18 protein-coding genes, 1 tRNA gene, 1 other RNA gene and 1 pseudogene are annotated in these 21,203 nt (G+C 42.4%); 17 read left to right on the plus strand and 4 right to left on the minus strand.

Annotated features, from left to right (window positions below; genetic code table 11):
- Nucleotides 1-10 precede the first annotated feature (10 nt).
- Nucleotides 11-358: a transfer-messenger RNA gene (ssrA, locus tag M9H69_RS03430) on the plus strand.
- Between the two features lie 154 nt (nt 359-512).
- Here the strand turns inward: ssrA and M9H69_RS03435 are convergent.
- Nucleotides 513-600 (minus strand) — tRNA-Ser (locus M9H69_RS03435).
- Between the two features lie 161 nt (nt 601-761).
- Between M9H69_RS03435 and M9H69_RS03440 the strand changes: the two genes are divergently transcribed.
- From M9H69_RS03440 to M9H69_RS03460, 5 genes and pseudogenes are all read left to right on the plus strand, one after another.
- The gene (locus tag M9H69_RS03440) at nt 762-1,502 is read left to right on the plus strand and encodes a DeoR/GlpR family DNA-binding transcription regulator (protein ID WP_250315915.1); all 741 of its coding nucleotides are present in this window, start codon (nt 762-764) and stop codon (nt 1,500-1,502) included.
- Nucleotides 1,499-2,410, plus strand: coding sequence for a 1-phosphofructokinase (gene pfkB / locus M9H69_RS03445; RefSeq protein ID WP_250315916.1), 912 nt, complete (start codon nt 1,499-1,501; stop codon nt 2,408-2,410). The genes M9H69_RS03440 and pfkB overlap by 4 nt, the downstream gene beginning before the upstream one ends.
- A pseudogene (locus M9H69_RS03450) lies at nt 2,407-4,372 on the plus strand (fructose-specific PTS transporter subunit EIIC). Before pfkB ends, M9H69_RS03450 begins: the two are co-directional and overlap by 4 nt.
- Before the next feature lie 160 nt (nt 4,373-4,532).
- Nucleotides 4,533-5,321: a HEAT repeat domain-containing protein gene (locus M9H69_RS03455; RefSeq protein ID WP_250315917.1), complete on the plus strand. Its 789-nt coding sequence runs from the start codon at nt 4,533-4,535 to the stop codon at nt 5,319-5,321.
- A 131-nt stretch (nt 5,322-5,452) separates the two neighbouring features.
- A complete protein-coding gene (locus M9H69_RS03460) occupies nt 5,453-7,750 on the plus strand; it encodes a DNA translocase FtsK (RefSeq protein ID WP_284453900.1) in 2,298 nt (765 codons plus the stop codon).
- Nucleotides 7,751-7,793: 43 nt separating this feature from the next.
- Here the strand turns inward: M9H69_RS03460 and M9H69_RS03465 are convergent, their stop codons facing one another.
- Complete coding sequence (locus M9H69_RS03465; RefSeq protein WP_033605538.1) at nt 7,794-8,219, minus strand: DUF6556 family protein; 426 nt, start codon at nt 8,217-8,219, stop codon at nt 7,794-7,796.
- 137 nt (nt 8,220-8,356) lie between these two features.
- Between M9H69_RS03465 and M9H69_RS03470 the strand changes: the two genes are divergently transcribed.
- The 9 genes from M9H69_RS03470 (at nt 8,357) to M9H69_RS03510 (ending at nt 17,330) form a co-directional block, all read left to right on the plus strand.
- The gene (locus M9H69_RS03470; protein ID WP_084872806.1) at nt 8,357-9,499 is read left to right on the plus strand and encodes a cysteine desulfurase family protein; all 1,143 of its coding nucleotides are present in this window, start codon (nt 8,357-8,359) and stop codon (nt 9,497-9,499) included.
- 8 nt (nt 9,500-9,507) lie between these two features.
- Nucleotides 9,508-10,722 carry a tRNA uracil 4-sulfurtransferase ThiI gene (gene thiI, locus M9H69_RS03475; RefSeq protein ID WP_084872808.1) on the plus strand — a complete coding sequence of 405 codons (1,215 nt, stop codon included), beginning with the start codon at nt 9,508-9,510 and terminating at the stop codon, nt 10,720-10,722.
- Between the two features lie 135 nt (nt 10,723-10,857).
- On the plus strand, nt 10,858-11,682 hold the full coding sequence (locus M9H69_RS03480) for an alpha/beta hydrolase (protein WP_250315919.1): 825 nt from the start codon (nt 10,858-10,860) through the stop codon (nt 11,680-11,682).
- 20 nt (nt 11,683-11,702) lie between these two features.
- Nucleotides 11,703-12,443 carry an esterase family protein gene (locus M9H69_RS03485; protein WP_070657005.1) on the plus strand — a complete coding sequence of 247 codons (741 nt, stop codon included), beginning with the start codon at nt 11,703-11,705 and terminating at the stop codon, nt 12,441-12,443.
- 12 nt (nt 12,444-12,455) lie between these two features.
- The gene (locus M9H69_RS03490; protein WP_250315920.1) at nt 12,456-13,622 is read left to right on the plus strand and encodes an ATP-grasp domain-containing protein; all 1,167 of its coding nucleotides are present in this window, start codon (nt 12,456-12,458) and stop codon (nt 13,620-13,622) included.
- Nucleotides 13,623-13,778: 156 nt separating this feature from the next.
- On the plus strand, nt 13,779-14,648 hold the full coding sequence (gene gla, locus M9H69_RS03495) for an aquaglyceroporin Gla (RefSeq protein WP_250315921.1): 870 nt from the start codon (nt 13,779-13,781) through the stop codon (nt 14,646-14,648).
- Nucleotides 14,649-14,758: 110 nt separating this feature from the next.
- Entirely contained in the window at nt 14,759-15,484 is a 726-nt protein-coding gene (locus M9H69_RS03500) for a CppA family protein (RefSeq protein ID WP_250315922.1), read from the plus strand.
- Nucleotides 15,481-16,416, plus strand: a complete 936-nt coding sequence (locus M9H69_RS03505) for a serine hydrolase domain-containing protein (protein WP_250315923.1) — start codon at nt 15,481-15,483, stop codon at nt 16,414-16,416. The genes M9H69_RS03500 and M9H69_RS03505 overlap by 4 nt, the downstream gene beginning before the upstream one ends.
- Before the next feature lie 8 nt (nt 16,417-16,424).
- Nucleotides 16,425-17,330 carry a DMT family transporter gene (locus M9H69_RS03510; protein ID WP_247917977.1) on the plus strand — a complete coding sequence of 302 codons (906 nt, stop codon included), beginning with the start codon at nt 16,425-16,427 and terminating at the stop codon, nt 17,328-17,330.
- Between the two features lie 44 nt (nt 17,331-17,374).
- Here the strand turns inward: M9H69_RS03510 and M9H69_RS03515 are convergent, their stop codons facing one another.
- A complete protein-coding gene (locus M9H69_RS03515) occupies nt 17,375-18,658 on the minus strand; it encodes a uracil-xanthine permease family protein (protein WP_195215527.1) in 1,284 nt (427 codons plus the stop codon).
- A 255-nt stretch (nt 18,659-18,913) separates the two neighbouring features.
- Entirely contained in the window at nt 18,914-19,627 is a 714-nt protein-coding gene (gene rsmG / locus M9H69_RS03520; protein WP_000801953.1) for a 16S rRNA (guanine(527)-N(7))-methyltransferase RsmG, read from the minus strand.
- A 93-nt stretch (nt 19,628-19,720) separates the two neighbouring features.
- On the opposite strand from rsmG, the gene M9H69_RS03525 reads away from it, so the two are divergent.
- Together M9H69_RS03525 and htpX are read left to right on the plus strand one after the other, a co-directional pair.
- Entirely contained in the window at nt 19,721-20,281 is a 561-nt protein-coding gene (locus M9H69_RS03525; RefSeq protein WP_143989420.1) for a LemA family protein, read from the plus strand.
- 1 nt (nt 20,282) lies between these two features.
- Nucleotides 20,283-21,182 (plus strand): zinc metalloprotease HtpX, encoded by a 900-nt coding sequence (htpX, locus tag M9H69_RS03530; RefSeq protein WP_061416545.1) that lies wholly within the window; start codon nt 20,283-20,285, stop codon nt 21,180-21,182.
- Nucleotides 21,183-21,203 lie beyond the last annotated feature (21 nt).

Raw genomic sequence — 21,203 nt, forward strand, 5'->3', positions numbered from 1 at the left:
ATTGTCTTTTGGGGTCGTTACGGATTCGACAGGCATTATGAGGCATATTTTGCAACCCGTGTGGCGACGTAAACGCTCAGTTAAATATAACTGCAAAAAATAACACTTCTTACGCTTTAGCTGCCTAAAAACCAGCAGGCGTGACCTGATTTGGATTGCTCGTGTTCAATGACAGGTCTTATGATTAGCGAGATACGATCAAGCCTTGTCTAGTGGTTTGATAAGAGATTAATAGACTCGCAGTTCCTAGGCTTGAGTTATGTGTCGAGGGACTGTTAAAACAATACATAACCTATGGTTGTAGACAAATATGTTGGCAGATGTTTGGACGTGGGTTCGACTCCCACCGGCTCCATTATTCCTTTGCATTCTTTTGCAATTCTTGGTAAAACGTTGTTAAATCAACGTTTTTTATTTTTATCTTTGGTATTCCTTGGTATTCTTTTGCGAAAAAGGGATACAAAAAAAGATACAACATTTGTTGTATCTAAAAAAATAATTTTTCTTTTCTACGGAAGACATGGGATTCGAACCCACGCACGCTGTTACACGCCTACCGCGTTTCCAACACGGCCTCTTAAGCCTCTTGAGTAATCTTCCAATACCTACTCAAATAGTCTACCATAAAGCCACTTATCTTGCAATAAAAATTTTGGAAATAAGAAAAATGATAGATTTTGAAAGAAAATGATAAAAAATGCTTGACTTTGGTAGGGATTGTGCTAGAATGAATAGTGTAAACGATAACAGGAGGTGATTTGGTGTTAAAAACTGAGCGAAAGCAACTGATTTTAGAGGAGTTAAATCAACATCATGTAGTTTCTCTAGAAAAATTGGTTAGTCTATTAGAAACATCAGAATCAACGGTAAGAAGAGATTTGGACGAGTTGGAGGCGGAAAACAAGCTTCGCCGTGTGCATGGTGGAGCAGAATTACCTCACTCCTTGCAGGAAGAAGAAACCATTCAAGAAAAATCTGTCAAAAACCTTCAAGAGAAGAAGTTGCTTGCTCAAAAAGCAGCCTCTCTCATCAAGGAACAAGATGTTATCTTTATTGATGCTGGAACGACAACTGCTTTTTTAATCAAGGAATTGGTTAATAAGAATATTACAGTTGTGACCAACTCCATTCACCATGCGGTTCAGTTGGTTGAAAAACAGATTCCAACTGTCATGGTTGGAGGAAGTGTCAAGATGGCAACAGATGCATGTATCGGTGGTGTTGCTCTTAATCAAATCAATCAATTGCACTTTGACCGTGCCTTTATCGGGATGAATGGTGTCGACGATGGTTATTATACGACTCCAGATATGGAGGAGGGAGCTGTGAAACGTGCTATTTTGGAGAATGCCAAACAAACCTATGTCTTGGCCGATTCGTCTAAGATTGGTCAAACTTGCTTTGCCAAGGTAGCACCACTTAAACGCGCTATTGTCATCACAAGTCAAGGGCATGAGCTCTTGCAGGCTATTAAGAAGAAAACGGAGGTAATAGAAGTATGATTTATACAGTCACACTCAATCCATCCATTGACTATATCGTTCGCTTGGACCAAGTTCAAGTTGGAAGTGTCAATCGTATGGACAGTGATGATAAGTTTGCTGGTGGGAAAGGAATTAATGTCAGTCGTGTTTTGAAACGCTTGGATATTCCAAATACAGCGACTGGATTTATTGGAGGATTTACTGGTAGATTTATCACAGATACTCTGGCAGAAGAGGAAATCGAAACACGTTTTGTCCAAGTAGCAGAAGATACTCGTATCAATGTTAAAATCAAAGCAGACCAAGAAACAGAAATCAATGGAACGGGTCCAAATGTGGAACCAGCTCAGCTAGAAGAATTGAAAGCTATCCTATCTAGTTTGACAGCAGATGATACGGTGGTATTTGCGGGTTCGAGTGCTAAGAACCTAGGCAATGTTATCTACAAGGATTTGATTGCTTTGACACGCCAGACTGGTGCGCAAGTGGTTTGTGACTTTGAAGGACAGACATTGATTGATAGTTTGGACTATCAGCCACTTTTGGTTAAACCAAACAATCACGAACTTGGAGCTATCTTTGGAGTGAAACTCGAAAGTTTAGATGAAATCGAGAACTATGCTCGTCAGTTACTGGCCAAAGGAGCACAAAACGTCATCATTTCTATGGCTGGAGACGGTGCACTTCTTGTCACATCTGAGGGAGCTTACTTCGCAAAACCTATCAAGGGAACAGTGAAAAATTCAGTTGGTGCTGGTGACTCTATGGTTGCTGGATTTACAGGTGAATTTGTCAAATCAAAAGACGCAGTAGAAGCCTTCAAGTGGGGAGTGGCTTGTGGGACAGCAACTACTTTCTCTGATGACTTGGCAACTGCAGCATTTATAAAAGAAACTTATGAAAAAGTTGAGGTAGAAAAACGATGAAAATTCAAGACCTATTGAGAAAAGATGTCATGTTGCTGGATTTGCAGGCGACTGAAAAAACAGCAGCTATCGAAGAGATGATTCATAGCTTGGTAGATCACGGTTATGTGACGGATTTTGAAACCTTTAAAGAAGGAATCTTAGCGCGTGAAGCTCTCACTTCTACTGGTTTGGGTGATGGAATCGCTATGCCTCACAGTAAAAACTCTGCTGTCAAAGAAGCAACAGTTCTCTTTGCTAAGTCAAACAAGGGTGTTGACTATGAGAGCTTGGATGGGCAACCAACTGACCTCTTCTTCATGATTGCAGCTCATTGCAGCTCCAGAAGGCGCTAATGATACTCACTTGGCTGCCTTGGCAGAATTGTCTCAATACTTGATGAAGGACGGTTTTGCTGACAAACTTCGTCAAGTGAAATCAGCTGACCAAGTGATTGCACTTTTTGACCAAGCTTCAGAAAAAGCTGAGGAGCCTGTCCAAGCACCTGTAAATGAATCTGCTGACTTTATCGTAGCTGTTACAGCTTGTACAACAGGTATCGCCCACACTTATATGGCCCAAGAGGCCCTTCAAAAAGTAGCTGCTGAAATGGGTGTTGGGATCAAGGTTGAAACCAATGGTGCTAGTGGTGTAGGTAACCAACTAACTGCAGAAGACATCCGTAAGGCTAAAGCTGTTATCATCGCTGCAGACAAGGCGGTCGAGATGGATCGTTTCGATGGCAAACCATTGGTTAATCGTCCAGTTGCTGACGGTATCCGTAAGACGGAAGAATTGATTAACATGGCTCTTTCAGGAGATGCTGAAGTTTATCGTGCTGCTAATGGAGCAAAGGCTGCAACAGCAAGCAACGAAAAACAAAGCCTTGGTGGCGCTTTCTACAAACACTTGATGAGTGGTGTATCTCAAATGTTACCATTCGTTATCGGTGGTGGTATCATGATTGCCCTTGCTTTCTTGATCGACGGAGCTTTTGGTGTGCCACAGGATAGTCTTGGCAATCTCGGATCCTACCATGAGCTAGCTTCCATGTTCATGAAAATCGGTGGGGCTGCCTTTGGCTTGATGCTTCCAGTCTTTGCTGGTTATGTAGCCTACTCTATTGCTGAAAAACCAGGTTTGGTAGCTGGTTTTGTGGCTGGTGCTATTGCCAAAGAAGGTTTTGCCTTTGGTAAAATCCCTTATGCAGCAGGTGGTGAAGCAACTTCAACTCTTGCAGGTGTATCATCTGGTTTCCTAGGTGCCCTTGTTGGTGGATTTATCGCAGGAGCCTTGGTTCTTGCTATCAAGAAATACGTTAAAGTTCCTCGTTCACTTGAAGGTGCTAAGTCTATCCTACTCTTGCCACTTCTTGGAACAATCTTGACTGGATTTGTTATGCTAGCTGTTAACATCCCGATGGCAGCAATCAACACTGCTATGAATGACTTTCTAGGCGGTCTTGGAGGAGGCTCAGCTGTCCTTCTCGGTATCGTTCTTGGTGGAATGATGGCTGTTGATATGGGTGGACCAGTCAACAAAGCAGCCTATGTCTTTGGTACAGGTACGCTTGCAGCGACTGTTTCCTCAGGTGGTTCTGTAGCCATGGCAGCAGTTATGGCGGGAGGAATGGTTCCACCACTTGCTATCTTTGTCGCAACCCTTCTTTTCAAAGATAAATTTACCAAAGAAGAACGTAACTCTGGTTTGACAAACATTATCATGGGCTTGTCATTTATCACTGAGGGAGCGATTCCGTTTGGTGCAGCTGACCCAGCTCGTGCTATCCCAAGCTTCATCCTTGGTTCTGCAGTAGCAGGAGGACTCGTTGGTCTTGCTGGTATCAAATTGATGGCACCACACGGAGGAATCTTCGTTATCGCTCTAACTTCAAATGCCCTACTTTACCTAGTCTTTGTCTTGATTGGTGCGATTGTAAGTGGTGTGGTTTATGGTTCCCTTCGTAAACCATTAGAAAAATAATCACAAATACTCAAATGACTGAACACGAAAGTGGGCAGTCATTTTTTGATGATGGAGTTAGGGAGAACGGTCTTCAAAGTGATATAATAGAGGTAAATCTTAGAGAATTTAAATGATAGAATGCTGAAGTTCTACAAATATCTTAGAGGAGATAAGTGTCATGAGTGATTCTAGAAAAGAAGGAATCGACAAACTAGAAAAGGAACAGTTCGGTCGCAAAAGTCATACAAAAGAAGCGTTACAAGGAACCTATGCCAGCTTGGTAGAGGAAGATTTTCCTGATTCTAAACGAATTCATTTTATAGCTGATTTAGGTAGGAGCCCAGAAATTGCCTTTCATTTTGAACTCATTTGCAACGATTGGGAGGAAGGAACTGACCTAAATTTTGAAGCAAGTTTTGACCAGCATGGGCAGGAGGGAATAGACTATCTTTTGGAAACTCTCAATCAAGAGGAAGATGAGAGTCAACGCATTTTGATTGTTTATTTCCTAGCGAAAATCCTTTCCAAAGTAAGACATAGAGATTTTTATGCATCTTCTTGCAAGCAAGTACTTCCTGTTCTAATATCTCTTTTACCTAGTTCAGAAGCTTCGAATCGTAGAAAGCTAATCATTGCCCTAGGTTGGATTGGTTCAATAAGTGAGATAGAAATCTTAGGGCAACATCTCTTGACTGACCAAGATGCACTTTGTCGTGCCTGGTCTGCCAGTAGTTTGATGCAATTATCTTTTCATCAAGTTGAAAAAGAAGTCTTGATGGAGAAAACGAAGGATTTGTTTCGAGAGGCGATTCCAGAAGAAAAGGACTTTCGGGCTTGTGCTCTGATGATAGAAGCAGCTCAAGTTTTATTTGGGAAAAAATGGATTCCTACATCTGCTGTAGAGAAGTTGGAAATTGAGAAGATTGAGAAGGCAAGAAAATCAGCAATTAGATTTTTGAAGAAGTAGTGAGACAAGGTTGTTGAAAAATCATATAGAATAGAAAATTCAGAAATATCAACGAAAGATGATTGTGTCTAGTAGATGCAGTCATTTTTTTGATTTCTCTAGATGTTTCTGAAATATGGTATAATAGAAGCATGGCAAACAAAAATACAAGTAAAACAAGACGGAGACCGTCTAAAGCAGAACTCGAAAGAAAACAGGCTATCCAGAGGATGTCGATTTCCTTAGGAATTGCCTTATTGTTGATTATTGCGGCCCTCAAGCTCGGTGCAGCAGGTATCACTCTTTACAATTTAATTCGCTTGCTGGTGGGTAGCCTAGCTTATCTGGCAATATTTGCCTTCCTCATTTATCTCTTTCTATTTAAATGGATACGTAAGCGAGAAGGACTTCTGTCAGGATTTCTCTGTATTTTCGCTGGCTTACTCTTAATTTTTGAGGCCTATCTTGTCTGGAAGTTTGGTTTGGAGCAGTCAGTTCTAAAAGGGACCTTGGCTCAAGTTATGACGGATCTGACTGGTATCCGGGTGACTAGCTTTGCTGGTGGAGGTCTGCTAGGTGTTGGACTTTATATCCCCATATCCTTTCTTTTCTCCAATATCGGATCGTACTTTATTGGAGTTCTTTTGATTCTAGTTGGGGCTCTCTTGGTCAGTCCTTGGTCTATTTATGATGTTGCAGCCTTTATTGGAGCTCAGTTCAGATCCTTCATGGAAAAACAGGAACAGAGAAAACAGGAACGCTTCATCAAGAGAGAAGAAGAGAAGGCTCGTCAAGAAGCTGCTAGAATTCAGAGAGAACAAGAAGAACAGGATGCACTACCGCTTCCTCCTGTAGATCCTGAAACGGGAGAAATCTTATCAGAAGTTCCAGACTATGATCTTCCGCCAATTCCTGAAAAAGAATGGAGTGAACCGGAGATTATCCTCCCTCAAGCTGATTTTGACGTTCCAGATGTGGAAGAAGACTTTGAGGATGAAGAGGTGCAGGTTGATTTTTCTGCTAAGGAAGCCCTTGAATACAAGCTGCCAAGCTTGCAACTCTTTGCGCCAGATAAACCCAAAGATCAGTCCAAGGAAAAGAAGATTGTTCGAGAAAATATCAAAATCTTAGAAGAAACCTTTGCTAGCTTCGGTATCAAGGTAACGGTTGAACGGGCTGAAATCGGCCCATCAGTAACCAAGTATGAAGTCAAACCAGCAGTCGGTGTACGGGTTAACCGCATTTCCAATCTGGCAGACGACTTAGCGCTTGCTCTGGCGGCCAAGGATGTTCGGATTGAGGCTCCAATACCTGGTAAATCCTTAGTCGGAATTGAGGTTCCTAACTCTGAAATTGCGACTGTTTCCTTCCGTGAGCTCTGGGAACAGTCTCAGACTAAACCAGAGAATCTCCTCGAAATTCCCCTAGGGAAGGCTGTCAATGGAACTGCTCGCACCTTTGACCTTTCTAAGATGCCCCACCTACTTGTTGCAGGTTCGACAGGATCAGGAAAATCAGTCGCAGTTAACGGTATTATCGCTAGCATTCTTATGAAAGCAAGACCAGACCAAGTCAAGTTTATGATGGTGGATCCAAAGATGGTTGAGTTATCGGTTTACAATGACATTCCTCATCTCTTGATTCCAGTTGTGACCAATCCACGCAAGGCCAGCAAGGCTCTGCAAAAGGTTGTGGATGAGATGGAAAACCGTTATGAACTCTTCGCTAAGGTTGGTGTGCGAAATATCGCTGGTTACAATGCTAAGGTCGAGGAATTTAATAGCCAATCCGAGTACAAACAAGTAGCGCTGCCTTTAATTGTTGTCATTGTAGATGAGTTGGCAGACCTCATGATGGTGGCTAGCAAGGAAGTGGAAGATGCCATCATTCGTCTCGGACAGAAGGCGCGTGCCGCAGGGATTCACATGATTCTCGCAACGCAACGTCCATCAGTCGATGTTATCTCTGGTCTTATCAAGGCCAATGTCCCGTCTCGTGTGGCTTTTGCAGTTTCATCAGGTACAGACTCACGAACCATCTTGGATGAAAATGGAGCAGAAAAATTGCTTGGTAGAGGAGATATGCTCTTTAAACCAATCGATGAAAATCACCCAGTCCGTCTACAAGGATCCTTCATCTCAGATGACGATGTCGAGCGCATTGTAAACTTCATCAAGGCTCAGGCGGATGCGGACTACGATGAGAGTTTTGATCCAGGTGAGGTTTCTGAAAATGAAGGAGAATTTTCAGATGGTGAAGCTGGCGGCGATCCGCTTTTTGAAGAAGCTAAGGCTTTGGTTATCGAAACTCAGAAAGCTAGCGCTTCGATGATTCAGCGTCGTTTGTCGGTTGGATTTAACCGTGCGACCCGCCTTATGGAAGAACTCGAAATGGCGGGTGTTATCGGTCCAGCTGAAGGAACCAAACCACGAAAAGTATTGCAACAATAAAAAATAGCTTCTTTCCAAAGCTGGAAGGAAGCTATTTTAGTAGTTATTGATTGCTTTTGTTTTCGGAACTAGTCGTTTTGGACGAGTTTCCACTATCAGTTGTTTCTTTTGTTGAGGAAGGTGTAGAAGAACCCTGAGTTGTTGTTTTCTTCTCTTCTTTTTGCTCTTCCTTTTTATTGGATTGAGGAGTTTCTTCTTGCGGGGTATTTTCTTTAGTAGAAGTGTTGTCCTTGTTAGGTGTAGTATTTTCCTGAGGGGATTCCTTTTGAATCTCCTTGACAACAGTTGTTTGAGTTGTCGTTGGTTCTTTTTTGTTGTTTTTGTTATTATCCATAGCGTTCATGATGGTAATAGTAGCGGTGATTAGACCAAGGATACTACCGATGGTAGCAATCGTTTTTTGAAAGACAGTAAATCCCTTTTTGATGTGTTCTGTTTTTGGTTTTGAAGTTCTATGATAGTTAGACATGATACTCTCCTTTAATTATGATTTATTATACCTCATTTCTTTAAAAAAATCTTAAAAAAAGAGGACTTGCCCTTTCTTGTCGCAAGCTTCGTTTCATGATACAATAGAAGAAGTGATTTTAGAAAGCGTGAGAAAACATGATCTACTTTGATAATTCGGCAACGACCAAGCCTTATCCTGAAGCACTTGAAACCTATACGCAGGTCGCTTCGAAAATTGTAGGAAATCCATCCAGTCTCCATCGTTTGGGAGATCAGGCAACACGAATTTTAGATGCTTCCCGGCAGCAAATTGCAGATTTGATTGGCAAGAAGAGTGATGAAATCTTCTTTACTTCTGGTGGAACAGAAGGAGATAACTGGGTCATCAAGGGTGTGGCATTTGAAAAAGCCCAGTTTGGCAAGCACATCATTGTATCAGCCATTGAACATCCAGCAGTCAAGGAATCAGCCCTTTGGCTGAAAAGTCAAGGTTTTGAGGTGGATTTTGCTCCAGTTGATGAGAAAGGGTTTGTGGATGTTGAGGCTCTAGGAGCTTTGATACGACCTGATACGACCCTCGTCTCCATCATGGCAGTAAACAACGAAATTGGGTCTATTCAACCTATTGAGGCCATCTCAGAACTGTTGGCAGACAAGCCAACTATTTCCTTCCACGTTGATGCAGTTCAGGCACTCGCTAAGATTCCGACTGAAAAATATCTGACAGATCGTGTAGATTTTGCGACCTTCTCAAGTCATAAATTTCATGGTGTCCGAGGTGTTGGCTTTGTCTATATCAAGTCTGGTAAGAAAATTACGCCTCTTTTGACAGGTGGTGGTCAAGAGCGTGATTATCGTTCAACAACTGAAAATGTAGCAGGGATTGCAGCGACAGCCAAGGCTCTCCGTTTGTCTATGGAAAAGTTAGCTATCTTTACTAATAAGGCAGGGCAGATGAAATCAGTCATTCGCCAAGCGCTTTTGGACTATCCAGATATTTTTGTCTTTTCAGATGAGGAAGACTTTGCCCCTCATCTCCTGACTTTTGGAATCAAGGGTGTTCGTGGTGAAGTCATTGTTCACGCATTTGAAGACTATGATATTTTCATCTCCACAACCTCGGCTTGTTCATCCAAGGCTGGAAAACCTGCGGGGACCTTGATTGCCATGGGAGTGGACAAAGATAAGGCTCAGTCAGCTGTGCGTCTAAGTCTGGACCTTGAAAATGATATGAGTCAGGTTGAGCAGTTTTTGACCAAACTAAAATTAATTTACAATCAAACTAGAAAAGTAAGATAGGAGCATTCATGCAGTATTCAGAAATTATGATTCGCTACGGAGAGTTATCAACCAAGGGCAAAAACCGTATGCGGTTCATCAATAAACTTCGTAATAATATTTCGGACGTCTTGTCCATCTATCCCCAAGTTAAGGTAACCGCTGATCGCGACCGTGCCCACGCTTACCTGAATGGAGCCGACTACACAGCAGTTGCAGAATCTCTCAAACAAGTCTTCGGGATTCAGAATTTTTCTCCAGTATATAAGGTTGAAAAATCTGTAGAAGTTCTGAAGTCTTCTGTCCAAGAGATCATGACAGATATCTACAAGGAAGGCATGACCTTTAAGATTTCTAGTAAGCGTAGCGACCACAACTTTGAACTCGACAGTCGTGAACTCAACCAAACACTTGGTGGAGCAGTATTCGAAGCTATTCCAAATGTCCAAGCTCAAATGAAAAATCCTGATATCAATCTTCAGGTGGAGATTCGTGAGGAAGCGGCTTATATTTCTTATGAGACTATTCGAGGAGCAGGTGGCTTGCCTGTGGGGACTTCTGGTAAGGGGATGCTCATGTTGTCAGGAGGGATTGATTCACCTGTGGCAGGTTATCTAGCTCTTAAACGTGGGGTAGATATTGAGGCCGTTCACTTTGCCAGCCCACCTTACACTAGTCCAGGTGCTCTCAAAAAAGCCCAAGATTTGACTCGTAAATTAACCAAGTTTGGTGGGAATATCCAGTTTATCGAGGTGCCTTTCACTGAGATTCAAGAGGAAATCAAGGCTAAAGCGCCAGAAGCCTACCTCATGACCTTGACCCGTCGTTTTATGATGCGGATTACCGACCGTATCCGTGAGGTACGAAATGGTTTGGTTATCATCAATGGGGAAAGTCTTGGTCAAGTAGCCAGCCAAACTCTGGAGAGCATGCAGGCTATCAACGCTGTGACCAACACTCCTATCATCCGCCCTGTGGTTACTATGGACAAGTTGGAAATCATTGACATTGCGCAGGAAATCGATACCTTTGAAATTTCTATCCAGCCTTTTGAGGACTGCTGTACTATTTTTGCACCTGATCGTCCTAAGACCAATCCTAAGATTAAGAATGCGGAGCAGTATGAAGAACGCATGGATGTTGAAGGTTTGGTTGAGCGAGCAGTAGCTGGGATCATGATTACTGAGATTACACCTCAAGCTGAAAAAGATGAGGTTGATAACCTGATTGATAATCTCCTCTAATCAGAAAATCCAGAAGAATTCAGAAAAATAAATGAAAAAGTTAGTTTTTAATCCAAAAATGGAAACAAAACTGACTTTTTTTCTATTTTTATGGTATAATGAGATAAAATTTTGAATATAGAGAGTTTTCTGACAATGAATCATTCCTACTTTTACTTAAAAATGAAAGAACACAAACTCAAGGTACCTTATACAGGAAAGGAGCGTCGTGTGCGTGTGCTCCTGCCTAAGGACTACGAGAAAGACACAGACCGTTTTTACCCTGTTGTTTACTTTCATGACGGGCAAAATGTCTTTTACAGCAAGGAGTCCTATATCGGACACTCTTGGAAAATTATTCCAGCCATTAAGCGAAATCCTGACATCAGCCGCATGATTGTTGTAGCCATCGACAATGATGGTATGGGAAGAATGAATGAATACGCAGCTTGGAAGTTTCAAGAATCTCCTATCCCAGGCCAGCAGTTTGGCGGTAAGGGTGTGGAGTATGCTGAGTTTGTCATGAAGGTGGTCAAGCCTTTTATCGATGAGACCTACCGTACCAAAGCTGATCGCCAGCATACGGCTATGATTGGTTCGTCTCTAGGAGGCAATATTACCCAGTTTATCGGACTAGAGTACCAAGAAAGAATTGGTTGTCTAGGTGTCTTCTCATCTGCTAACTGGCTTCACCAAGAAGCCTTTAACCGCTATATCGAGCGTAAGAAATTGTCGTCTGAACAGCGCATTTTCATCTATGTAGGAACAGAAGAAGCAGACGATACGGACAAGACCCTAATGGCTGGCAATATCAAACAAGCCTATATCGATTCGTCGCTTCGGTATTACCGTGATTTGATTGCAGGTGGAGTAGGCTTGGATAATCTGGTCTTGAAAGTTCAGTCTGGTGCCATCCATAGTGAGATTCCATGGTCGGAAAATTTGCCAGACTGTCTTCGATTTTTTGCAGAGAAATGGTAAGTTAAGAAAGGAGAAAGCCAATGCATATTGAAAATCTCAGCCACTGGAGTGGCAATCTCAACCGTGAAATGTACCTCAACCGTTATGGACATGCTGGGATTCCAGTTGTGGTTTTTGCTTCATCTGGTGGCAGTCACAACGAATACTATGATTTTGGCATGATTGATGCCTGTGCTTCCTTTATCGAAGAAGGCCGTGTTCAGTTCTTTACTCTCTCCAGCGTTGATAGTGAGAGCTGGTTGGCCACTTGGAAAAATGGTCATGACCAGGCGGAGATGCATCGCGCTTACGAACGCTATGTGATTGAGGAAGCCATTCCTTTTATCAAGCATAAGACAGGTTGGTTTGACGGTATGATGACGACGGGTTGCTCGATGGGGGCCTACCATGCACTCAATTTCTTCCTCCAGCATCCAGATGTCTTTACCAAAGTGATTGCTCTCAGCGGTGTTTACGACGCACGTTTCTTTGTTGGAGATTACTACAATGACGATGCCATTTATCAAAACTCACCAGTTGACTATATTTGGAATCAGAATGACGGCTGGTTTATCGATCGTTACCGTCAGGCGGAGATTGTCGTCTGTACGGGTCTCGGTGCTTGGGAACAAGATGGTCTGCCGTCCTTCTACAAACTGAAAGAAGCCTTTGACAAGAAACAAATCCCTGCCTGGTTTGCTGAGTGGGGACATGATGTTGCCCATGACTGGGATTGGTGGCGTAAACAAATGCCTTATTTCCTTGGTCACATGAATCTATAAAAGGAGTTGCCTATGAATTATCTTGTTATTTCACCCTACTATCCACAAAACTTTCAACAGTTTACCATCGAGCTAGCTAATAAAGGCATCACCGTTTTGGGAATTGGTCAGGAGCCTTACGAACAACTAGATGAACCTTTGCGCAATAGCCTAACCGAGTATTTCCGTGTGGACAATCTTGAGAACATAGACGAAGTCAAACGTGCAGTTGCCTTTCTTTTCTACAAGCACGGTCCTATCGACCGCATCGAGTCCCACAATGAATACTGGCTTGAGCTGGATGCAGCCCTTCGTGAGCAATTCAATGTCTTTGGTGCTAAACCCGATGACCTCAAAAAGACCAAGTTTAAGTCTGAAATGAAAAAACATTTCCAAAAGGCAGGAGTACCTGTTGTTCCGGGAGCAGTGATTAAAACAGAGACCGATGTAGCTCAGGCTGTGGAGGAGATCGGTTTACCATTGATTGCCAAACCAGACAACGGTGTGGGAGCAGCAGCAACCTTTAAACTTGAAAACCAAACAGATGTGGACCGTTTTAAGGCAGAATGGGACCATTCAACCGTCTATTTCTTTGAAAAATTTGTCACTTCTAGCGAAATCTGTACCTTTGACGGAATAGTGGACAAGGACGGTAAGATTGTCTTTTCAACGACTTTTGACTACGCCCATACACCACTGGATCTCATGCTTTACAAGATGGATAATGCCTATTATGTTCTCAAGGATATGGATCCAAAATTGCGTAAGTATGGTGAAGCCATTGTCAAGGAATTTGGCATGAAGGAGCGTTTCTTCCATATCGAATTCTTCCGTGAGGGAGATGACTATATCGCTATTGAGTATAATAACCGTCCGGCAGGTGGTTTTACCATTGATGTTTACAATTATGCCCACTCTTTTGACCTCTACCGAGGTTATGCGGCTATCGTAGCAGGAGAGCCATTCCCTGGTTCATATTTTGAACCCCTCTATTGCTTGGCGACTGCTCGGCGTTTAAGTTCTCATTATGTTTACTCAGAAGAGGAGTTACTAGCTAAATACCAAGGAGGTTTTAAGGCTAAGAAAATCATGCCAGCAGCCTTTGCAGAGTTACAAGGAGATATCCTCTATATGTTGACAACTCCAAGTCGTGAGGAGCTGGATCAGATGTTAGCAGACTTTGGTCAACGTCAAGAGTAAGGAATAGGATGAAAGGAGTTTGACTTCTTTTGTCCTTTTCTTAAAGATAAGTTAAATAAAGCGTTTTCCAGAGATTCTTTTAGAAAATCGGTTGCTAAAAGGCCTAAAAATTGATAGAATAAGGATTGTCTAAAAAAATTAAGGAGAATCTATCAAATGGATTTTACATGGGCTATTAAATATGCCACTGAATTTTTGGGAACTGCCATTCTGATCATTCTTGGTAATGGTGCAGTTGCTAACGTTGAACTTAAAGGTACGAAAGGTCACCAAAGTGGCTGGCTCGTTATCGCGGTTGGTTACGGTATGGGGGTTATGATCCCAGCCTTGATGTTCGGTAATGTATCTGGGAACCACATCAACCCAGCCTTCACACTTGGACTTGCTGTGAGTGGACTTTTCCCTTGGGGACAAGTACCATATTATATCCTTGCGCAAGTTTTAGGAGCGATTTTTGGTCAAGCTATGGTTGTTGCAACTCACCGTCCTTACTACTTGAAAACAGAGAATTCTAATAACATTTTGGGTACTTTCTCAACGATTTCAAATGTTGATCACGGTACAAAAGAATCACGTTTCGCAGCAAGTGTAAATGGTTTTATCAATGAGTTTGTCGGTTCGTTTGTTCTGTTCTTTGCAGCCCTAGGAATGACTAAAAACTTTTTTGGTGCGGAAGTAATGCAATACATGAAGCAAATGGCAACGCAGGCTAATCAAACAGTTGACTTTTCTGAATTAGCTATTAAGGCTCAAATAGCACCACACACAGCAGCAGGTCTTTCAGTTGCTCATTTAGGACTTGGTTTCCTAGTAATGGCCTTGGTAACTTCACTCGGTGGACCTACTGGACCTGGTTTGAACCCAGCTCGTGACTTTGGACCACGTCTTCTTCACGAACTCCTTCCAAAATCAGTTCTTGGTCAACACAAGGGTGATTCAAAATGGTGGTATGCATGGGTTCCGGTTGTAGCTCCAATTGCAGCGGGAATTGCAGCAGTAGCAATCTTTAAACTACTTTACCTATAAGAAATGAAACTGGGGAATCCCAGTTTTTTTCTTGTAAAATTTCTAAATAAAATAGATATGGCTTGTAAAATATTCGAAAATCCTTTAAAATAAAAGAGTTGGAGGAATTTATGAATGTGAATGAGATTGTTCGGATCGTTCCGACTTTGAAAGTTAATAATCGAAAATTAAATGAGATATTTTATATTGAAACTCTAGGAATGAAACCCTTACTAGAAGAGTCTGCCTTTCTTTCATTAGGCGACCAGACGGGTACGGAGAGATTGATTTTAGAAGAGGCTCCAAGCATGCGAACTCGCAGAGTTGAAGGACTTAAGAAGCTAGCTAGGCTCTTGATAAAGGTTGAGGATCCTTCCGAAATCGAGGCCCTTCTTTCTCAAATGAAGTCTCTTCCTCGCTTGTTTAAAGGAAGTCGTGGATATGCTTTTGAGATTGTTTCTCCTGAAGAGGATGTGATCCTTGTTCATGCAGAAAATGATATAAGAGATTTGGTTCCACTGGAAACTGTTCCTGAATTTTATTCAAATACAGGTATAAAATACTTGAGCCAATTTGAGGTTTCTATGGAGTTGCGTTTGCCTGAGGGGACAGAGAGCTTACTTGATCCTGAAGGAGTAGCGCAAGTAATCACTTTTACTAAAGGGCAAGGACTAGATTTGGCTGTTGAAAACAATGTCACTTGGGACTTGACGATGTTGAAATTTTTAGTAAGAAATTTTGATCTAACCAGTCTTCGTCAGAAATTTGAAAAGACAGGCTACTTTGTCCCTAAGTCTGAAAAATTCTTCCTGGGTAAAGATACCAATAACATTGAATTGTGGTTTGAAGAAGCATGAAGTGGGAAAAAATTCTAAGAAAAATAGAAAATCAAATCGAGGCAGGGATTTATCCCGGGGCCTCTTTTGCGTATTATAAGGATGGTGAATGGAAAGAGTCTTATCTAGGGTTGAGTGATCCAGAACGGGGCTTGAAGACAGAAAGCGGTTTGGTTTATGATCTGGCTAGTGTGAGTAAGGTCGTGGGAGTGGGGACGGTTTTTACCTTCTTGTGGCAGCAGGGGAAACTAGACATTGATATACCAGTGACGGATTTTTTATCGGAGTGTGATTATCCTGATATCACTATACGGCAGCTTCTGACCCATGCTACAGATTTAGACCCCTTCATTCCCAACCGTGACAAGTTAAGTGCAGAGGAATTGAGAGAAGCCATGTTTCACCTCAATAGACGAAATCAGCCTGCTTTTCTATACTCAGATGTTCACTTTTTACTCTTAGGCTTTGTTTTGGAAAAAATCTTTAACCAAGACTTGGATCAGATTATAAAAAAACAAGTTTTGGAACCATGGGGGATGAAAGAGACTCAGTTCGGCCCCATTGAGCAAGCTGTACCAACAGTGAAAGGAGTGGAGGTCGGAATCATTCACGATCCCAAAGCCCGTCTATTAGGGAAACACGCTGGAAGTGCTGGTTTGTTTTCGACTGTTAAGGATTTACAGATCTTTCTGGAACATTACTTGAAAGATGATTTTGCGGCAGATTTGAGCCGAAGTTTCTCTCCTTTAGATGATAAGGAGCGTTCCCTAGCCTGGAATCTGGAAGGAGCTTGGCTCGACCATACGGGTTATACAGGTACCTTTATTATGTGGAATCGGGAGAAGCAGGAAGCTGTCATCTTTCTGTCCAATCGAACGTATGAAAAGGATGAGCGTGCCCAGTGGATAGTTGACCGAAATCAAGTCATGAAAATCATTCGTCAAGAGGAGTAGGGAGAAGCATGTCAAAAACCGTAAAAGGAACTCTGTATACAGTAGTGGCAGGGATTGCTTGGGGCTTGTCTGGAACCAGTGGCCAATACCTGATGGCACACGGGATTTCTGCTCTAGTCTTGACCAATCTGCGGCTTATCATTGCAGGTTTGGCACTGGTAGTCTTATCCTATATGACTGCAAAGGATAAACTCTATGCTTTTTTAAAAGACAGAAAAAGTCTTTTATCTCTGCTGTTGTTTGCCTTGTTTGGACTTTTCTTAAACCAGTTTGCCTATCTTTCTGCCATTCAGGAAACCAATGCTGGCACGGCGACAGTTCTCCAGTATGTATGCCCCGTTGGGATCTTGGTTTATACTTGTATCAAGGACAAGGTGGCGCCTACTCTGGCTGAGATTATTTCAATTGGTTTAGCAATTGGAGGAACGTTTCTTATCGCGACGCATGGGGAACTTGACCAGTTGTCTGTCACACCTGCTGGTCTTTTCTGGGGCCTCTTTTCTGCCCTAACCTATGCCCTCTATATCATCCTTCCCATTGCTTTGATTAAGAAGTGGGGCAGTATTTTGGTGATTGGTGTCGGTATGGTTATTTCTGGTGTAGTGGCTATTCCTTTCACAGGAGTTTTACAGGCCAGCATACCGACTAGCTTAGATCTTCTCTTTGCATTTGCTGGGATTATCATCATCGGAACGGTTTTTGCCTATACAGCTTTCCTAAAAGGGGCTAGTCTGATAGGCCCTGTTAAGTCTAGTTTATTAGCTTCCATAGAGCCAATTTCAGCCGTTTTCTTTGCCTTTCTGATTATGAAGGAACAGTTTTATGCGATTGATTTTGTCGGTATGGCTATGATTTTACTAGCCGTGACCATTATTTCTTTGAAAGATTTACTGCTGGAAATAAAGAGTAAGTAATAAAAAAATCCACTCAATCGAGTGGATTTTGTGTGTATAGATGATTATTCTTTATTTTCGTGTGGCAAAATCAAGTTTAAGATAATTCCTGTCATGGCTGATAGAGCAGTACCTGAAAGTGTAACTGGGCCGAGTTTGAGGATGGCTCCACCAAGTCCAAGTACCAACATGGCACTAGCTATGATGAGGTTACGCATTTGGCTGAAGTCAACGCGCTCTTTAATCAAAACTTTTAGCCCGTTACTGGCGATAACTCCGTAGAGAAGGATGGACATGCCACCAAGCACAGCACTTGGGATTGTTGAGATCAAGGCAGTGAATTTACCAAGGAAGCTAAGTGCAATGGCGATGAAGGCCGCGTTACGGATAACAGAGACAGAAGCGATACGAGTCATCCCGATAACCCCTGTATTTTCGCCGTAAGTCGTATTAGCTGGTCCACCGAGGAAGGCTGATACAGATGTCGCGATACCGTCACCGAGAAGAGTACGGTGAAGACCTGGATCTTTCAAGAATTGACGGCCACAGATTTGGCTCAAAACTGTGTGGTCTCCAATGTGTTCTGAAATTGTTACAATAGCGATTGGCAAGATGGCGATGGTTTCAGGACCGAAGTACAAGTTGTACTCTTTAAAGGCACCACCCGTATTAAATGGTAAATAGAAACCAGGAATTTCAAACCAGTTGGCTTGAAGAACAGGAGTGAAGTCAACTAATCCAAGAACTAGGGCAAATAGGTATCCACCGATGATGGCAAAGAGGAAAGGAATGATACGGAGGAAACCTTTTCCTTTTGTATTGATAAAGGCTGCAATCAAGAACGTAACAACGGCTACAAGGGCATTTTTCCAGTTTCCATCTGCTACAAGTCCAGCATTCGTTACAGCTGAACCAGCAAGTCCAAGACCGATAACGATAATCATAGGTCCGATAATAATTGGTGGCAAGAGTTTGTCAATCCATTTCGTACCTGCAAAACGAACACTTGCTGCTACAAGGACATAGACCAAACCAGTCAGGATAACTCCAGTTTGAGCGGCAGATACATCGCCCCCCATTTCTTTCATGGCTAGAGACATAGCCGTGATAAAGGCAAATGAAGAACCTAGATAAACTGGAACCTTAAAGCCAGTAGAAATCATGTAGATAAGTGTTCCAATACCAGAAGCAAAGAGAGCAACCGATACAGGCATTCCCAAAATTAAGGGAACGAGAATGGTTGCACCAAACATGGCAAATACGTGCTGGAAGCTGAGAAGAATACCTTTACCAGCAGAAGGACGTTGATCAACGTCTAGTAACAAGTCAACAGTTGATTCCTGTTTCATAAAAACCTCACTTTTGGGCACCAAAAAAGAGCCCATTATTTTATAGCAATAGGCCCTCAGAGTAAGACTTTTTAAAAAATAGTTATCTTTTAAAAATTTATATAAATCTGCGCCTTCGTCACCTCACAGGATGACATTAAAAACCTTTGCTTAGGATAGTATAGCAGAAAAAATTCGTTTTGTAAACGAATTTTTCCCGAGCCTGGAAATGGGAGAGCGAGGTCCGTTTTGTAAATAATTTTTTTACTAAAAAAATTAAAGTGGGCGTTTGTTTGGCATGCCGGCCTTTCTTGGGTACTTGTTAGGCGTCTCCTTTTTCTTTTCGACCACTGTGATATAACGGGGATCTCCATTTGGAAGGGCGTAGCTGAGGTTGTCCTCTACCTTGCTAAAGAGGAGATTGAGAGCATTCTTGGCTTCTAACAATTCCTCAGGAGCATTGCTGGCCTTGAGCGCCAGTAGTTTTCCACCAACTTTAAGGTAGGGAATGGTCAACTCAGATAAGACTTGCATACGGGCAACTGCACGAGCTGTCACCACATCAAACTGGGCACGGAAGTTCTTGTCTTGAGCAAAGTCTTCTGCTCGTCCATGGTAGAAGTGAACACCATCCAAATCCAACTCTTGAGCCAAAAGCTGAAGGAAGTTGATGCGCTTATTGAGCGAATCAATGATGGTCACATCTAACTGAGGATAGAGGATTTTCATGGGTAGACTAGGAAATCCTGCCCCAGCCCCGATATCAAGAAGTTTGATAGTTTCATTTGAAATCAAGCCTTGCAGAATAGGTGCAATCGAATCATAAAAATGTTTGAGATAAACTTCTTCTTTGTCTGTAATAGCGGTCAGGTTAATCTTTTCATTCCACTCGACCAAGAGTTCAAAATATCGTTCAAATTGGTTCTTTTGCTGGTCCGAAAGTGGAAGATTTTGCTCAGCTAGTAGGCTGTAAAATGTTTCTGGTTTCATAGTACTTTCCTTCTCTAGTATCATCTTATTTTACCATATTCGTTAAAATTTTGATATACTGGTAGTAATCTAAAAGCAGAAAGGAATAAGATTATGACTTGGATTATTCTTGGAGTTTTGGCTCTGATTGTTATTTTTGTGATTGTTAGCTATAACGGTTTGGTTAAAAATCGTATGCAGACCAAGGAGGCTTGGAGCCAGATCGATGTTCAGTTGAAGCGTCGTAATGATCTCCTCCCAAACTTGATTGAAACAGTCAAAGGCTATGCCAAATATGAAGGTTCTACCTTGGAAAAAGTAACAGAACTTCGTAGACAAGTAGCTGCAGCAACTTCACCAGCAGAAGCTATGAAGGCCAGTGATGCCCTTACCCGCCAGATTTCTGGTATCTTTGCAGTAGCAGAGAATTACCCAGAATTGAAAGCTAGTGCTAACTTTATCAAATTGCAAGAAGAGTTGACCAATACAGAAAATAAAATTTCTTACTCTCGCCAACTCTACAACAGTGTTGTCAGCAACTACAATGTAAAACTTGAAAGCTTCCCAAGTAATATCATCGCAGGACTATTTGGCTTTAAAGCTGCAGACTTCCTTCAAACACCTGAAGAGGAAAAGGCAGTTCCTAAAGTTGACTTTAGCGGTTTAGGTGACTAAGATGTTGTTTGATCAAATTGCGAGCAATAAACGAAAAACTTGGATTTTGTTGCTGGTTTTCTTCCTACTCTTGGCCTTGGTTGGTTATGCGGTTGGCTATCTCTTCATGCGCTCAGGTCTTGGGGGTATGATTATTGCCTTGATTATCGGTCTTATCTACGCTCTGACCATGATCTTTCAATCGACAGAGATTGTCATGTCTATGAATGGGGCGCGTGAGGTTGATGAGCAAACAGCACCAGACCTCTACCATGTAGTGGAAGATATGGCCATGGTCGCTCAGATTCCTATGCCGCGTGTTTTCATCATTGAGGATTCTTCTTTAAATGCCTTTGCAACAGGTTCGAATCCGCAGAATGCAGCTGTCGCAGCTACTTCGGGTCTTCTGGCTATCATGAATCGCGAGGAACTGGAAGCTGTTATGGGGCATGAGGTCAGTCATATCCGAAACTACGATATCCGCATTTCGACCATTGCTGTTGCCCTTGCCAGTGCTATTACCCTTCTGTCTAGTATGGCAGGACGGATGATGTGGTGGGGTGGCGCAGGTCGCAGACGGAGTGATAATGATCGCGATGGAAATGGTTTGGAGATTATCATGCTTGTTATCTCTCTCTTAGCCATTGTTCTAGCACCTCTCGCGGCAACTTTGGTGCAACTTGCAATTTCCCGTCAGAGGGAATTTCTGGCGGATGCATCCAGTGTGGAGCTGACTCGCAATCCTCAAGGGATGATCAATGCCTTGCGCAAGTTGGATAATAGCGAGCCAATGCATCACCATGTCGATGATGCCAGCAGCGCTCTGTACATCAATGATCCCAAGAAAGGTGGTGGACTCCAAAAACTATTTTACACCCACCCACCTATATCAGAACGAATCGAACGCTTGAAACACATGTAAAAAGAATCCAGAGCTCGTCTC

It is taken from the genome of Streptococcus oralis (assembly GCF_023611505.1).
In the GTDB taxonomy this organism is placed as follows: Bacteria; Bacillota; Bacilli; order Lactobacillales; family Streptococcaceae; genus Streptococcus; species Streptococcus oralis_CT.